The 18,038-nt window shown below is 62.2% G+C and carries 3 protein-coding genes; 2 read left to right on the plus strand and 1 reads right to left on the minus strand.

Translation table 11 applies throughout. The features are described 5' to 3' along the window. Positions 1-105 precede the first annotated feature (105 nt). Positions 106-759 (plus strand): GNAT family protein, encoded by a 654-nt coding sequence (locus tag P0M12_RS28815; RefSeq protein WP_179090782.1) that lies wholly within the window; start codon positions 106-108, stop codon positions 757-759. Between the two features lie 95 nt (positions 760-854). Then, complete coding sequence (locus tag P0M12_RS28820) at positions 855-1,424, plus strand: DUF5655 domain-containing protein (protein WP_030537081.1); 570 nt, start codon at positions 855-857, stop codon at positions 1,422-1,424. Positions 1,425-1,772: 348 nt separating this feature from the next. On the opposite strand, the gene P0M12_RS28825 is transcribed toward P0M12_RS28820, so the two are convergent. Then, on the minus strand, positions 1,773-17,984 hold the full coding sequence (locus tag P0M12_RS28825) for a non-ribosomal peptide synthetase (RefSeq protein WP_277377186.1): 16,212 nt from the start codon (positions 17,982-17,984) through the stop codon (positions 1,773-1,775). Positions 17,985-18,038 lie beyond the last annotated feature (54 nt).

Genomic DNA, 18,038 nt, shown 5'->3' on the forward strand with positions numbered 1-18,038 from the left:
ACCGCGAGGGCAAAAGAATCCCGATGACCAGAAGTCGCTCACTCGGACGGGCCTGGCATGCCAGACTGTGACCCGATTCGCACACGAAACGAAGGTCTGAAGACGATGGTTGACCCACTGCGAGAGATCTGGCCTCCGTACGGAGTCACGATCACGTGTGGGCCCGTCACCTTGCTCCCTGTGCGCGACGATCATTTCCCCGAACTCACTGCGCTGGTCCGAGCCGGCATTCACCCCGCCGAACAGATGCCGTTTCTCGTCCCCTGGACAGTGGGCACTCCCGACGAAGTGTCGCGAAGATTCATCCAATACCACTGGTCGGTCCGCGGAGCGATGACCATGACCGACTGGAAATTCGAAACAGCCATTGTCGTCGACGGAGAAATCGTCGGCTGCCAGGCGTTCGCCGCGACGGACTTTCCCAAAAGTCGTACCGGTGAAACCGGCTCGTGGATCGGACGCGGGTTCCAAGGCCGGGGTGTCGGCACTCTCGCCCGACAGGCAATCTGCGCATTCGCATTCGACTCTTTGGGTGCACGAAGCGTCGTGTCATCGGCATTCACGGACAACCCCGCCTCGATCACGGTGTCCACCAAAGTCGGGTACCGCGCAGACGGCACAGTAGAGGAGTTGGCTGCCGACGGTCGCATGACCGTGCGTCGTCTCTTCACCCTCAGCCGCGAAGATTTTGTCGCACCGCCGTATCCCGTCGAAGTGACCGGCGTGCGCGCGTTCAAGACGATGCTCGGCATCGACTGAGCGAGCTACCCGTGCACAGTGAGAACCGAGAGAGCAGCGACAACCGGAAGAACAGCGACAACCAGTAGAACAGTGACAACCGATAGAACAGACACATGGAACCCTCCGACATGATGGCCGCAGTCACCTCGTCCATGCGCGACCGTACCGGGCGCACCCTCGAAGAATGGGTTGAGGCCGTACGGACGTCCGGGGTCGACCCGCTCGATCAGAACGAAGTGCGCAAGTGGCTGAAAGCAGAGCACGGTGTACCGCAGAATTCGCAGTGGGCAATTGCATTCGAGACTGCCGAACAGTCCGGATGGGTGGAGCCGACCGTCGAGCAATACATCGACCAGCAGTACAGCGGCCCGAAGGCAGCACTGCGGCCGATCTTCGATGCAGCCCGACGTCTGATCGAAGAACTCGGAACCGATGTTCGGGTCGAAGGCCGCGGAACCTACACACCCTTCATTCGCGCTCGCCAATTCGCCACCATCGCAGCGGCCACCACGGCCCGAGTCGACCTCGGACTACGTTTTGTCGAGGCCCCCGAATCCGAACTTCTTGTCACGGCCAAAGCTCCCGGGCAGTCGACCCACAAGATCGGGCTCACCAGCACCGCAGACGTGAACGACGAAGTCGGATCGCTGACAGCGATCGCGTATCAACAGAACGGCCGGTAGGTCACCCACTCACCGCCACGCAAACGCACCTGCAGGCTGCACGAAAGTCCCTGTCCTCCTTGACGGAGAACAGGGACTTTCTTCACCGCGGGGGAAGGTCGCTGCGACGTGTCAGCTCAGGCCGAAGAGCGCGCCGATGATGGTCCGAGCAGCCTCGAAGAGCGCGTCGACGGACGGAACACCGATTTCAGAGCTGATGGAAAAAAGGGAACCCAACATACGATCCTCCGGAGATAGTTTCTGAATGGCTTACTGCCACAAGGGAAATGCTACCGATTCCACTTGCGGAACTGAAGCAAGGGGACCACGGGAGTGACAATTCCGGACCAAAGTCCCGGCCCGTTAGATCTACTGCACCCCAGTATGATTGCGATCCTTCGAATCCGAATCGACACCTTCGAGATAGCCGACGAGAACTTGGGCGACCTCCGCCAACACCTCAGTGCTCGACATTTCCGAGTGGGAGCAGTCGACCAGGTACGCCCGCAACGGCCCCACCAGTTCGGACCACCTTTCGACCAGGTGACGATGTTCAGGCAGATCATGCTGCGCCACAAACAGTTCCACTGACCCGAAATAGTGCCTCGGCGTGTGGTCCCGAACGATTCGCGACAGTTTTTCCACCCGACCCACTACGGATTCGAGTACCGTATCGGAAAGGAAATCCATACCGGTCTGCCTTCGGATCTCTGTCGCAACGTCTGTGAAAGTCAGTGCTGCAGTTTCAGTTTCAACCTCGGATAGCCCGATCTGCGCGAACAGTTCGGAAGGTTTCGGAGCCGCTTGTACCGATGGCATCATCTCCGGTAACAGCGCGTCGAGCATGACAACCGAACCGACCAGATCGCCGGCCTCTTCGAGCTGGCTCGCCATCTCGAGCGCGATCGTTCCGCCGGCAGACCAACCGAGTAGATGGTATTCACCCGACGGCTGCACCGTCCGTACGGCATCGACGTACCCCGACGCCAACTCCGCCACCGTGCCTGGCAATTCACCTGCTCCCGTTGCCTGGATGCCGTACACCCGTCGACCCCGCAGCTGACCGACGAGTCCGGCGTAGCACCAGGCGATTCCGCTGACCGGATGCACACAGAACAACGGCGGCCGTTGGTCATCGGGGTCGCCGCCGAGCATGACGACCGTGTCCAGCGGATCCGAACGAAGCGAATCACCCTCGAAGACATCGGCATGAACGAGATCCATCCGAGAGGCAAGCTCCGCCACAGTTCGGTCGGTGAAAATCCATTGAACCGGGAATTCCCTGTTCAGGCTCTCACGCAAGCGCGTAACCACTCGAACTGCACCCATCGATGTCCCGCCGAGCTCGAAGAAGTCGTCGTAGCGGCCGACCGATTTCGCGCCGGTCACGCCCTCGAATGCCTGTGCCACGTGACGTTCGGTATCCGAGATGGGTCGATCCACACTCGACCCTGGCTGCGGTGAAGGAGCAGGAAGTGCCGCTGCGTCTATCTTCCCCGAAGCGAGCAACGGTACCTCGCCCACTATCGTCACCGACGAAGGCAGCAGGTGCTTCGGCAGCAGGCCGGAGACGAACCCGCGAAGCTCCGATTCCGTCGCCGAACCGTTTTCCGCCAGCGTTACGTACGACCGGAGTTCAGCGGCTCCGTGCCCGTCGTCACAGACAACGGTTACCGAGAAGGCCACTGCTCCATGGCTTGACAGGGCCGCGTCGACCTCCGCCGGTTCCACGCGGACACCCCGCACCTTCACCTGCGCGTCGTTGCGACCCAGGTACTCGAGCGCTCGGTCGTGACGCCTACGACGCACGAGGTCACCCGTGCGATACATCCGAGTCCCCACCGCATGAGGATTGGCAACAAAGCGCTCGGACGTCAGAGCCGGGGAAGCGACGTACCCCCGTGCCACATTCTCACCGGCGAGGAACAGTTCTCCCGCAACGCCATCCGGAACCGGTCGGAGCCTCTGATCGAGAACAAATGCCGTCGAACCAGGGACTGGAGTGCCGACAGTGACGTCCCCGTCAGTGATCCGTGCGGAAATCGATGCCGCGATCGTTGATTCGGTCGGTCCGTATCCGTTGACGATGCGATGTCGGGGTGACCACGCCGACGCAAGGCGCGCAGAGAGCGGCTCCCCCATCGATTCGACGATCAACGGTTGCACTGCATCCGGATCGACTGTCGCCAGGACCGTCGGCGTCACGATCAGATGTGTTACGTCGGCGGCGACCAGCAGATTCGTGAGTTCTTCTCCCCCGTAGACGAAGTCGGGAGTCAGAATCAGCGTTCCACACCCTGCAGCCGCGAGAAGGATCTCGATCACCGACGCGTCGAAGGTCGACGACGCCAATTGCAGGACTCGGGGGCCACGCTCGAGCTCGGCGATCTCGGCGTGGGCGGTGCAGACGTTCATGATTCCGCGATGTGAAACCTCCACGCCCTTGGGTCTTCCCGTGGAACCCGACGTGTAGATGACGTAGGCGAGGTTGTCGGGGTGAGCCGGCGTTGCCGATACCTCGGCAGCGCCACCAGCAGTGCGGGATTCGTCCATCGCCACCCACTCGACGCACTCGGGCAAACTCTCGGATGCACCTCCCGCTGTCAAACCGACAACCGAACCGCATTCCTCGACCATCGTCTGCCGGCGCGCTGTCGGCAGCGCCGGATCGAGCGACAGCCACGCTGCGCCTGCACGCGCTACTGCCCACAACGCAACGATCCACAGATGCCCGCGCCCGAGCGCAACGGCCACCACGTCGTCGGGTCCGATTCCTCGGACCACCAACTCGCGTGTCCAGTGCGACGACTCCTCGTGCAGGTCGCGGTAAGTCCAGCGTCTGCCGTTCTCTTCCAGCGCTACGCCGTCGGGCGCCTGACGCAGAGCGCGTTCGAAAATGTCGGCAATCGTCAGAGGTTCGACGTGGCGAGGATTCGCAGCAGTCAGCGCCGAGCGTTCGAGTCCGGACAGCAGTTCGATCTCCCCGATCACAATCTCGGGTTCCACGGTCACTGATTCGGCGATACGTCTCACCCGCTGCATGAACAGTTCCGCGGTCGACTCGCGGAACTTGTCCGTCGCATACAGCAATCGAATAGTCAGACTGTCACCGGTGTCGACCAGGTCCCACGTCAAGTCGTAACCGGTCGACGCCCCTGAATTGTCGATGTCGAAGACGGTAATGCCGTCGATCTGCGGCAACTCCAGCGCTCGCCGGTACGCCAGCATGACCGTGAACAGCGGATGCTCGTTCATCCTGCGCGGCGGATCGACCTTCGCAACGACGTCGTCGAACGAGACGTCCGCGTTCGCCATTGCTTCCAGATCGACACGGCGAACCTCGTCCAGAACAGCAGCGAAGCGATCGGTGGAGTTGATCCTCGTGCGCAATGCAACAGTACCCACCATCATTCCGGCGACGCTCAGCAGCGCCGGATCGTTCCGCAGACTCACAGCTGCTCCCACCACGACGTCGTCCGTGACGCACTCGCGAGCGAGCAGCACGGCAATCACGCTGTGGACGACCATGAATACCGTGACGCCATGCGAACGAGCCAACGCCGACAACGCGTCGTAGGTGGCGCCGTCGAGGACTTCCGTCACCATCTCCTCGGATCGTGAAGACACGGGACTCCGGGGGTTGTCGACGGGTAGAGCCAACACATCCTCGACGCCACAAAGTGCGTCCGACCAATAGTCGAGTTGCCGGTGAGCCATGCTGAGAGAATCCTCGGGGTCACCCAAGCTCTCTCTCGCCCAGAAACTGTAGTCGCCGTAGCTGATCTCCCCCGACGAGCGATCCCAGGGAAGACCTGCCGACCTGGCCTCGAAGGCTGCCACGAAATCGGTCAGGATCGGGCCCATCGACGCTCCGTCGATCGCGATGTGGTGAACAACGATGACCAGGACCGTCAGTCCTGCAGAGTCGACTCCTGCCTTTTCGGCGAACACACGCACACGGAACGGAACATCTCGTTCGAGATCGAACGGCACAGTCGCGAATGCCGAAGCGCTCGCACGGATATCGCCGACGTGTACCGCAGTGAGATCGAATGCAACAGAGTCCATTTCACGTTGTTGCGGACCGAATTCACCCGGAACACAGACAGTTCGCAAAACGGCGTGGTGATCGACGACGTCGCCGAGCGCGCTGCTCAAGACCGAACGATCGATGTCGTCTGCCAGGACCGCTGCAAACGTCAGGTTGTACGCAGTCGATTCCGGCTGAAGCTGATTGATCAGCCAGAGTCGTTGTTGCGAGGGCGCCAGCGGGGCCGGCTTGCCGGGATCACGTCGAGTCAGTTCGCGGCGTTTGCCATCGGACGCGCTCGCCGACAGCCACTGAGACATCGCTCGCGGCGACGGATTGTCGAAGACGGCGCGAACAGGCACATCTCGCGCGAAGATCGAGGCGAGTCGACCTGCCACCGCTGCCGCGGCCAACGAATCACCACCTGATTCGAACAGGTTGTGCAGAGCGCCGAAACTTCCGGACACGTGTTCCGACATGACAGCGGTGACGAGTTCCTCCGAAACCGTCACTGCTGCATCGGGCGCCTGGCTCTCGAACACATGGCGCCGCAACGCATCTGCGTCCAGTTTTCCGTTCGTCGTGAGCGGGATCGACTCCAATACGACCACGCGGCCGGGCATCAGATACGCAGGCAACATCGCGGCCAACTCGATTGTCAGCTGATCCGCCTCCACACCATCGCCGACCGCGCACGCAACGGCGATGTCGTCGACGAGGACAACCGCCGCAGCCTCGACGCCCGTGCACCGACGCAGAGCTGATTCGATTTCGGCGGGCTCGACGCGGATTCCTCGCACGCTCATCTGACGGTCGGAGCGTCCGACGAATCCGAGCGTGTCATCCGTGCGGCGATGAACCAGATCACCGGTCCGATAACGGCGGTGCCCACCGGGTGCTGCGATGAACGACGTGGCGGTGCCGGCAGGATCTCCGGCATAGCCCATCGCAAGCCCGGGCCCGCTGACGTACAACTCACCGATCCCGGCCCACGGCACCGGACGCAGTCGCGTATCGAGCACCTCTGCACCGATTCCGGCGAGCGGGACTCCGATGGTGACCCGATGATCCACTTCGGCGACAGTGGTGACCACCGTGCATTCCGTCGGTCCGTACGCATTGAGCATTCGCGCGCGGCGACTCCACGCACGCGCGGTGGAAGGTGAGAGCACATCGCCACCGACTGCCACCACCTCGAGCGAATCGAACCGCTCTGGAGCCATCGTGTCGAGTACGGCTGGAGTGGACAACATGTGAGTGACGCCGCGTTCTGCGACGAATTCTTCGAGTGCCCTTCCGCCGAAAGCCTCCCGAGGAGCGACCGCCAAGGTAGCCCCGGCGCCGATCGCCAACATCATCTCGAGGATTGCTGCATCGAACGTCGGTTTGTAACCGTGCAGCACAACCGAGTCCGAAGTCACGCCGTACTTGCGGACAGCATCGTCGGTCAGCAGGCCCAGTCCTCGGTGTGTGACTGCAACGCCTTTCGGTTCACCGGTCGACCCGGACGTGTGAACAACGTACGCGACTGAATCCGGATACTGCCGACCGGGAACAGGGCTGCGATCGGAGAGGACTGTGCGCAGCTGCTTCAGACGTGCCGGTGGCAGGTCGGGGTCGATCGGCACGAATGCCGCTCCCGTTTTCGAGATCGCCAACATTCGGACCAGGTACGCGATAGTCCGTACCGCCGGAATCTCGTACACGGCACCCGGTCCTGCTCCCCGAGCCACCAGTTCCCAGGCTTGGGCATCCGAGGCAGAGTCGAGTTCGGCATACGTCACCGTGCGGTGTCCGTCGTCGAGAGCAATGTTGTTCGGGAATCGCGCCGCGGTGGCGGCGAAGATCTCGGTCAGTGTGCGGGACGAATCGACCTCGGCAGCAGTCCAACTGGGCGCCGCGCCCACCACGAGATCCGAAACGAGTACTGGTACATCCTCGGCAATCGAGGTGAGCACTCTCGACAGCTGTCGGGTAACCGCGTCGGCGCTCGAAGGATCGAATGCGCTCGCGGCATAGATGAGCGCTCCGGTCAATGAACCGTCGTCAGCGGGTGCGAGCGAGACATGCATGGGGAACTTCGTTGTCGCGGTCTCGATTTCGCGAGCCTCGATCGTGAGGCCGGAAACCTCCACGGCAGGGATCGCGAAGTTCTGCAGACCCAGCGCAATCTGGGGAGTTCGTCCACCGAGCAGCTCACCAACCAACTCGGCAGGAACAGAGCTGTTATCGAACGCTGCCACATCAGCATCGAAAGCTGCACCCAACAGAAGATCGATCGGCACGTCCCCGTCGATCCGAAGGCGAAGAGGCACCGTATCCACGAACATGCCGACCACGCCGTCGAGCTGAGGCGCCCGCCGTCCGTCGACAGCTGTCGCGATCACGACATCGGGATTTCCACTCAGCTTGGCAAGCACCACCGACAACGCCGCATGAACCACCGCGAACAGCGAAACCTTCAATCGGTCGGCTCGCGCCTGCAGTGCCGAGGTGATGACGGCTGGTATCACGAAGTTCACTCGCTGCGCCACGGTATCCGGCCCGCCATCGGAGTGATCCACCGTCAGCGGAGACACAGATGTCACACCGTCGAGGGTTCGGCGCCAGAACTGCTCGACGACAGGGGAAACGTCACGTGCTGCCTCCCACGCGGCAAAATCCCCGTACTGGATCGGCAACGGAGACCATTGCGAATCCAGTCCAGCTCGTCGCTTGCCGTACGCGGTCAGCAGGTCGCCGACCACCGTTCGCATCGACACCCCGTCGACTGCGATGTGATGAAAGCTCACTGCCAGAACGTGCCTGACCGGTGACACTTGGAGCAGCATCCAGCGCACCGGCAGGTCTGCCGCTACATCGAAACCACGCGAGCCGAACTCTCGCAGCAGCACCTCGACCTCGATGTCGGCGACCAGCCGCGTTTCCATTGTCACGGAGGTCGGAGGATCCACGACCTGAACCGGTGGAGTGCCCGGATACCGGGTTCTGAGGACATCATGACGACCGACAAGATCCGTTGCTGCCTGACGCAGCGCCGCCGCGTCGAGTTCACCGTCGATCTCGATGCAGATCGGCAGGTTGTACGCGCCGCTCGCCGTGTTCCGCTGATTCAGTACCCACATCGCACGCTGGTTTCGTGACAGGGGTGCGGGCGTGGGGTCGCGGCGCGGTTCCAGTCGGACAAGATCGGTCACCGAGTCGTTCTGCTCGAGCGAATCGAGCCGGGCTGCCAACGCCGCAACTGTTGGATGCTCGAATACGGTCCTGAGCGGAACAACCAGCCCCAGAGTACTACTCAAGAGCGAGGTAACCTCCGCGGCCGACAGCGAGTTGCCCCCGAGCGAGAAGAAGTCTGCGTCGCGGTCGTCCTCATTCCCACCGAGGACGGAACCAAAAGCTCCGGCTACAACACGTTCGGTGGCGGTGGCCGGCCCCTCTGCACGGGAAGCATCCAGTGTCGGCGACGGGAGACGGGCGAAGTCGACCTTGCCGTTCCGCATCGGAAGCTCGCCCTCGATGTCGACGATGGCATGCGGAACCATGTACGTCGGAAGGACTTCTGCGGCGGCAGCGCGAAGTTGACCTGTGTCAACTCTTTCGGCACCTGAACTTCTCACGTAGGCGACCAACAGAGGACTTCCACCTTCGGCCGACCGAACCCCGACGACACAGAAGTCGACGTTCGCGACAGACTGAATGACTGCCTCGATCTCACCCGGTTCGATCCGGACACCGTTGACCTTCACCTGCACGTCGGTTCGCCCGAGATAATGCAGGCGATACGTATTTCCCTCGGATTTGGGGCTTTCCGGCTTCCACATCACCAGATCGCCCGTCCGGTACATCCGGGCGCCTGAACCGGTTGCCACGAATCGTTCCGCAGTTCGGGCCGGTTGGCCGGCGTAACCGCGAGCGAGCATTCGACCTGAGAGATACAGTTCGCCGGCGACTCCCGGCGGCACCGGTTCGAGTCGATCATCGAGCACGACGGCGTCGACCCCGGCCAGTGGATACCCGATCGATCCGTCGTGAGTGTCACCCGACAGTTGTTCGATCGACAGTGGTTCGGTAGCAAGCGAATACATCGTCGACTCGGCAGGTCCGTATCCGTTGATGACTCGGCGTCCGGCTTGCCAGCGCTTCGCCAACGCGCCGCCGAGTCGCTCGCCCCCGAACATCACCGTGGAAAGGTCCGGCAGCGAAGGATCGCCGATGGAGGCGACGACAGTAGGTGTGGCGCACAGATGAGTAATTCGCTCGCGCCTCAGTGCTGATGCGAGTCCCGAGCCGAACAGTTCTTCGTTCTTCGCCAGAACGAGCGTGGCCCCGGACGCACTCGCGATGAGCACCTCGAGCAACGTCATGTCGAATCCTGGCGCTCCGCGATGGAATACGCGAGAACCTGGCCCAGCCGAGAATCGACCGGGCAGGTCTTCGGCGATCACACCGAGCCCGCCGTTGGTCACGACCACAGCCTTGGGGGTTCCGGTCGTTCCTGACGTGAAAACTACGTAGGCCGCCAGGTTCTCGGAATATTCGCGCACCGAGTCGGTGACTTTCTCACCACCAGCGTCTTCAGCACCAGCGTCTTCACCACCAGCGTTGCGGCCGCCGATCGCTCCGGTGCCCAGTGTTTCGAGGACATCGCGTACTCGCGCCTGCGGCTGTTCCGGGTCCGTCAATGCCGGAGCTGCACCGACCTTCGCGATTGCCCACAGTTGCACGATCGACGCAATCGACCGATCTGCAGTCCAAGCAGCGACCTGGTCGACTCCAACTCCCCGGGAGCGCAACTCGTCGGCTGCGACATCCGACTGGGCATCGAGTTCCCGGTAAGTCAGTGTGTTGCCCTCACCCTCGACCGCCACAGCGTCCGGGGCGGATTCGACGCCGAAGCGCAGCATGGAGGCAAGTGTCGTACCGGAAAGTCGAGATCGATCAGGCCGGTCGACCGCGCCGTGTGCGGGGACGAGAAGAGCTCGTTCCGCACTGTCCAACAGGTCGATTTGCCCTACGGCGACATTCGGGTCGACAGACACTTGATTCAGGAAGCGCTCGAACCGGCCCGCAAAGCTCGATACCGTCAGATCATCGAATAGATCAGCGTTGTAGACGAATTCGAGACCGAGTTCGCCCCCGACCCCCTCGTCCGTGACGTTGACCTGCAGATCGAAATTTGCGTGCCTGACTTCAGGAGCAATCTGTGTGATGTCCAGCCCTGGTATCGACCACGCGGCGGTCTCAGCAGTTCGGAACGAGAGCGCCACCTGGAACAACGGATGTCGCGAACGCGATCGCGGTGGGTCGATCAGATCGACCAGCGATTCGAAGGGCATCTCTGCGTGCGCGAACGCCGCTACGTCACGCTGACGAACCTGCTCGACCAACCGGCCGAACGAGTTCGACGGATCGACTTCGGTTCGAAGAACAATCGTGCCGGCAAACATGCCGACCAGCTCGTCGAGTTCAGGTGTGACGCGTCCGGACACAACAGTGCCGACAGCTACGTCATCGCTACCGTTGTACCTCGCCAACAGCGCCGCGAGAGCGGCGTGTACAACCATGAACATGGTCGCGTTGTTCGATCGTGCGAGTGTCTGAAGGCCCGTTCGTACCGAACCTGAGATCTCCACCCGACAGCTCGACGCACGGGCGAACGTCGAACGTGGACGATCGAGGGGAAGCGTCACCTGCTCGGGAAGTCCTTCGAGAGCCTGCATCCAGTAGCTGCGTGCCGTCTCGGGAATCCCCGATTCCCTTTGCCATGCACTGTAATCGGAGTATTCGAGCGCGAGCGGCGACCACTGCGGAGCGTGCTGCGCCGAGCGGGCGATGTACGCCGCAGTGAAGTCGCGGACCAACAATTCGAGTGATCGAGCGTCGGCGGCAATGTGATGGACGACGACAGCCAGGATGTGCTCGACAGGTGAAACCTGGAGAAGTGCCGCACGTACGGGCGGATCAACGGTGACATCGAAGCCCGAACCCACCAGTTCTGCTACACAATTCTCGGCGTCGCCGCCGTCGAGTGCCTCGAGCTGAAAGGCCGGAAGCGCATCCTCGGCGTCGAGCACCGTCTGAACCGGGCCGCCGCCGACAACCGGGTACACGGTCCGCAGAGTGCGATGGCGATTGATCACGTCACGAATTGCCAGTTCGGCCGCAACCACGTCCAGCTCGCCTGCCAAGCGCAGCACGATCGGGATGTTGTATCCGGCGGAGTCTGTATCCAACTGATTCAGAATCCACATTCGATGCTGGGAAGCTGACAGGTGCACTTCCGTGTTGTCCGAACGAGGCCCCAAGGACACGTCAGACGCGTGCTCCGCGCCGGTTCGCCCTACACCTATCCGCGCAGCAGCGATGTCTGCGAGCTGATCGACGGATGGGTGCTCGAACACATCGCGGACGTCGAGGTTACAGCCCAGGGCGGAGTTCAGACGCGACGAAAGACGAGTGGCGATCAAGGAATTGGCGCCTTGATCGAAGAGGTTCCGGACCGGATCGACATGCGGAACTTCCATCAAATCGCTCAGAATGGCTGCGACTGTCTGCTCGAAGAAGTCTCGCGACTGCCGAGTCGGCTGCGTGAGAGACACCGGGGTCGGCAACGATGCTCGGTCGATTTTGCCGTTGATCGTGACCGGTAATGACGCGAGCGCCATCAAAGCCGACGGAACCATGTGCGCGGGCAGCAACGAACGAGCAGTCCGCAAGACGCCGTCGAGGTCGTGTCCGCTCCCCGGGGTGATGTAACCGACCAAAGTCGGCCCGCTGTCGAGTTCTCTCACCACTACCGCGGCCTGCTCCACCGACGTGTGAGCCAACAGCGCGGATTCGACCTCGCCCGGTTCGATGCGGTAACCGCGCAGTGCCATCTGACCGTCGGCGCGGCGAACATATTCGAGTCGGCCGGCTCGCCAACGGACCAGATCGCCGCTGCGGTACATCCGTGATCCATCGAATCCGGGTTCAGGCACGAATCGCGAAGACGTCATCGCGGGTCGACCCAAGTAGCCTTCGGCCACCTGCGGACCCGCAACATACAGTTCGCCGACAGATCCCGGAGGGACGGGCTTCAACGACGCGTCCAGTACGTAGCTGCGCAACCCTGGTAGTGGGGACCCGATCGGCGAGACAGTCTCGTCACCGGGGACAAGATCGAAACTGGTGACATGGACTGTGGTTTCGGTGATTCCGAACATGTTGACGCCCCGCACGTCCGGGTGCCGATCGAACCAAGCCTCCACGCGCCCGGCGTCGAGGCGATCACCGCCGAAAACAATCGTCCGGAGCGGAAGCAGCATTTCCTGCGTGACTTCCGCCAACGCATAGAAGGCGGCCGGGGTCTGATTGAGAACGGTCACTCGTTCCCGCACAATCAGATCCGCGAATCTTTCGGGTGAGCGCGCGACATCACCGTCCACGATCACGAGGGATCCGCCAGTGGTCAACGAACCCCACATCTCCCAGACCGAGAAGTCGAATGCGTACGAATGAAACATCGTCCATACATCTTCGGCGTTGAAGTCGAAGATCTCTCGGGTCGAGGCGAGCAGCGCCAACACGTTGTCCTGAGACACCACTACGCCTTTGGGAGCTCCAGTTGATCCGGAAGTGTAGATCACGTAGGCGGCGGACTCCGACTGTGCAACGGGCCAGTCGGCCGTAGCGTCAGTCGTCTCGTCCACGAAGATGACAAGTTGCTCGTACCCAACGAACCGCCCAGCAGATTCGTCCGTCGACAGAATCGCTTTCGGGCCTGCATCGGCAAGTACGTAGTGGATACGAGCGTCGGGATACTGCAAGTCGATCGGTACGTACGTCGCGCCCGCGCGAACGACAGCGATGATGGCTACGACGAGGTCGACCGATCGAGGCAGGGCGACCGCCACGCGATCACCGACTCGAATTCCTCGATCGATCAAGACAGCGGCAAGGCCCTCCGAACGAACTCGCACCTCTTCATAGGTGAAACGAGTATCGCCACTCGACACCGCGATTGCATTCGGATGCCGGGCTGCGACGGCCCCGAAGAGGTCAGGCAGCGACTGCGCGACAATCGACGGCGCCGGCACCCGAGCCGACAATTCTTCGCGTTCCGCAACACTGAGAACATCGATGTCACGCAGCATGATTGACGAGTTCTCGGTAATCGAGCCACACACTCGACGAAGCCGCTCGACCCAGCTCTGCACGGTGCCTGCATCGAACAGATCGGCGGCATATCGGAAAGTGCCGCGAACACCGCTCGCGTCGCCGTCAATCGTACGATCCTCGCGCACAGTCACTTCGAGGTCGAAGCGAGGGTGGACCGGAGGTAGCGGAGTGCCGTGCGCCGTCAAAGTTCCCATCGCGATCGCGGAGTCGGGCGCTACCGGATCGACAGCGAGAACCACTCTGAGGAAGGAATTCTTCTCACCTACGCCCCCACCGACCGCACGGTCGACCACCCAGTCGAACGGAACGTCGGCATTGGACAGGGCCGCCACATCAACCTCGCGCACCTGAGTCAAGAACTCACCGAACGTGTCTCCGCCGCGAAGGAGCGTTCGCAGCGCGACGGTCCCGACGAACATACCGACGACACCGTCGAACGAAGGATGCGTTCGTCCGGAGGTCGGGGTCCCGATGACCACATCGGACGCACCGGTGATCTTGCTCAGTGCGATCGAAAGGCAGGCGTGCAACACCATGAAGGTTGTGCAGTCGTGCGCGCGAGCGATCTCGTTCAGCGCCGCATGGATGGGTGAGGGCAACTCGAACGTCACGTCCCGAGCCGACGACGGTTGGTCCGGCCGGCGGGATCTGTCCACGGGAAGCGCAAGAGTCGGATCAACACCGGCGAGTGTGTCGGACCAGAATTCCAGCTGGCGTCCTGCCAAGCTCTGTGGATCCGCGGGATCACCGAGAATGGTTCTGTGCCAAGCGGAATAGTCGCGGTAGTCGAGAGCGGGCGAAGGCCAGATCGGCGACCGTCCGTCGGCGCGAGCGTCGTACGCCGCGACGAGGTCCGAGACGATCGTCGCGAACGAAAGGCCGTCCAGGGCGATGTGATGGGCAACCACGGTCATGCGGTGGTCGGCGTCGCTGCCGGAGGCGAGGATCAAGCGAAGAGGCGCATCGGTCGCCAGGTCGAAACCCGCCGCAACCAAATCCGCTGACGCAGCCTCGTAATCCTCGGACGCAACCTCGATCAGAGTCACCGGAGTCGCGGTCGCAACCTGGATCGGCCACGCATCGTGATTCTGGTCGAACGAGAAAACAGTACGCAAGACGAGATGGCGATCGGTCAGGTCACCTACCGCCGCCCTCATCGCCTCGATATCCAGAGCACCACTGAACGCGACCTCGAACGCAATGTTGTACGCCGACGACTGGGGATCCAGACGGTTGAGTAACCACAGGCGTTGTTGCGCCGGTGCGATTTCCACGACGAGGTCGTCCGAAATGCGTTGGGGTTCCTCCACCCACTCCGCCCGCCCCGCACGGATCACCCGGGCCAGGCGCGCCGGCGTCGGGGCACCGAACACGTCCCTGACACCAACCCGTCTTCCGAGGGCGGAACTCACTCGCGCGGCAACATACACGGCGTCGAGTGAACTACCGCCCCAGGCGAACAAGTCGGAGTGCGGTCCGAGAACTCCGACGCCTAGGACCTCGGCCATCACCGAGGCAATCAATTCCTCGTCGTACTCGATCGGACGGTTGACCGCCGCGCGCTGCTCGGCCGGCGCGGACGACGCCGGTTCGGGGAGCGCTGAACGGTCAGTCTTTCCATGGCTCGTGACGGGCAATGCTGCCAAAATGGTCACCGAACTCGGCAGCATGGAACGAGGAAGTCGGGAAGCCAGATGATCGAGCACCATCGTCTGGCTCAACGGATGAGCTGCACCTTCGGCCACGGTCACATACGCCGCAAGCGACCCGGATCGCTCGACCACCGCTGCTTGCGCAACGCCGGGAGTCGACAGGAGCACAGCCTCGATCTCGCCCAGTTCGACGCGTACTCCACGGATCTTGACTTGTTGGTCAGAGCGGCCCAAGAACTCGAGTTGACCGGCATCGTTCCATCGCACGACATCCCCGGTGCGGTACATACGCTCACCAGCGCCGGCAGCACCGAAGGGCGCAGCGACAAAACGCTCCGCGGTGAGCGTCGGAGAAAGGTACCCTCGCGCCAGTCCGTGTCCCATCACGTACAGCTCCCCCGCGGCGCCGACCGGAGTGGGCAGCAACGACGAATCCAACACCACAGCGGAAACGCCGTCGATCGGGCGCCCGATCGGAGTATCACCACCAGGCGCGAGCGGCTCGCTCATGAATGCCGCGACGGTTGCTTCACTGGGCCCGTACGAATTCACGATGTCGACGTGACTCGACCACACATCCACGAGCGCCACCGGCGGTCGCTCGCCACCGACGTTCAACACTCGAAGATCCGGCAGTTTCCGAGGATCCATCGTCAGCGGAACCGATGGCGTCGAGTTCAGGTGCGTGACACCTTCGAGCCGCAAATAGTCTTCGAGGTCCACTCCGCCGATCAATCCGGGAGGAACGATCACTGCGGTCGCGCCGCAGCCGTGCGCAAGCAGAATCTCGAGGATCGCCACGTCGAACGATGTGTTTGCAAGGAGCGCGACGCGGGAGGAACTATCGATGTTCAGACGCCGTGCGTGAGAACGCAGCAACGGCACAATGCCTCGGTGCGTGACCGCGACACCCTTCGGTCGCCCGGTAGAACCAGAGGTGTAGACCACGTAGGCGGTGTCGTCCAAAGACAGGTCGGCGATAGATGAACCCGCCCCCACGCGTCGATCCACCGGCCCTTCGACGGTCTCGTCGCCACTGGGATCAACGACGCACACCCAAGCCGGCACGTCCACGAGTTCGCCACCGACCACAACCGACACGTCGGCGTCGTCGAGAATGAAAGCGACACGCTCGGAGGGTGTTTGAGGATCCACGTAAAGAAGGACAGCACCAGCCCGCACTACCGCGTGGAATGCAACTACGGAATCGGTCGAGCGCTCGGTGAGGATCCCGACGACGTCGCCTCGTCCGACTCCGTTCTCCACGAGCAAGGCGCAGAGTGCATCCGCGCGAGCGCCGAGCTGGTCGTAAGTGACGTCCACACCTTGCTCGCGGATCGCGACAGCACTCCCCTGCCCTGCGCCGCCTCTGATGACCGAATCGAGCGTCGCGAATCCGTCCGTCCGCGGACCCAGCGCGGGGACCAGATCCTTCACTTCGTCCGTCGAGAGGATGCGGAGGTCACCGAGCGCACGGGTAGCAGAGTCGAGGAACCCCTCGAGTAGCCGAACGAACTGACGATGATGCATCGCCAGGTCACGTTCGCTGTAGAGGTGCGGATTGGCTTCGAAGGAAAGGCGAACGTTCTCCCCCGCGATCGACGGATAGATGCTGAAGAACAGGTCTTCGGTGGGGCCGGATGTGAGGACGTGAAACTCGCCGACGACGTCGCCGAGCCGAATGGCTTCGTGAAACATCATGACGTTCACGGCCGGGCCCGCCGCCTCACGGGATCCGCCCTGACCTTCCTGGAAGCCCATGTCCTCGTAGCGGAATCGCTGGTGGCGTAGCGCACCGGTCATTTGAACCGAGATCTGACGCACCAGTTCTCGTGGCGACAGATCCCGTTCGAGTTGCGCACGAACAGGCACGATGTTGGACAGCATCCCACCTGAACGTTTCGACGTCGCCGTGGTGCGGCCGGACACCGGCAAGCTGAGGACTACGTCATCGGAATCAGTCATGCGACCGAGATAGGACGCGAATGCACCGACGAGGACCGCCACCTCGGAGGTAGTCCACTCGGTCGCGACATCCGAAAGCTGTTTTGCAAGAGTTGGATTCAGTGTCCGCACCATCATGCGCTGCGGCATGGACGTCAGGCCGGCGCCGTCGGCGAGGCGAACCGGGCGGGGCAGGCCTTCGGACATCTCCGTCCAGTACTGCTCGTCCGATCGATACCGCGACGAGGATCGGTAATCGACGTCGAGGTCATGCAGTGCACGTACCCCGAGACCACCGAAAGGAGTCAGCGTCTTGCCATGAACCAGATGCGAATAGCGCTCGGCCACCCGAGCGGTGAGTGTCATCGCCGCATGTCCGTCGAGCACGAGGTGATGGGCGTGCGAGTACCAGTAGTAGTGCTCATCTGCCAGGTGAAGCAAGGTTGCCGAGATCAGGCGGTCAGACATCACGTCAAGTGGCCGTGAGTATTCCGCTGTCATCCACTCGTTCGCGCGCTGAACCGGGTCGCGGTCGCTGCGTAAGTCGAGGTATGCGAGATCGTCGACGATCGAATGATCGACGACCTGTGCCGGCTCGGCATCGGTAGCGACGAGGCGAACGAACGGCGACTCCAATTCATGACATGCCGTATTCGTTGCCTCGATCAGCGCGTCGACGTCAACCGGTCCGCGTAGTTCCACGTACTGAGCCACCACGAACGGAGTTGACGGACTCAATTGCTGCGCGAACCACAGCGCGAGCTGAGCCCGAGACAACGGAAAAGCACTCAACCCGTCACCTCACATTTCACCAGCCTTGTTTTTCACGAACGTTCGGTGGCTGAT

This window comes from Rhodococcus sp. RCBS9 (assembly GCF_029457415.1).
Taxonomy (GTDB): Bacteria; Actinomycetota; Actinomycetes; order Mycobacteriales; family Mycobacteriaceae; genus Rhodococcus_F; species Rhodococcus_F qingshengii.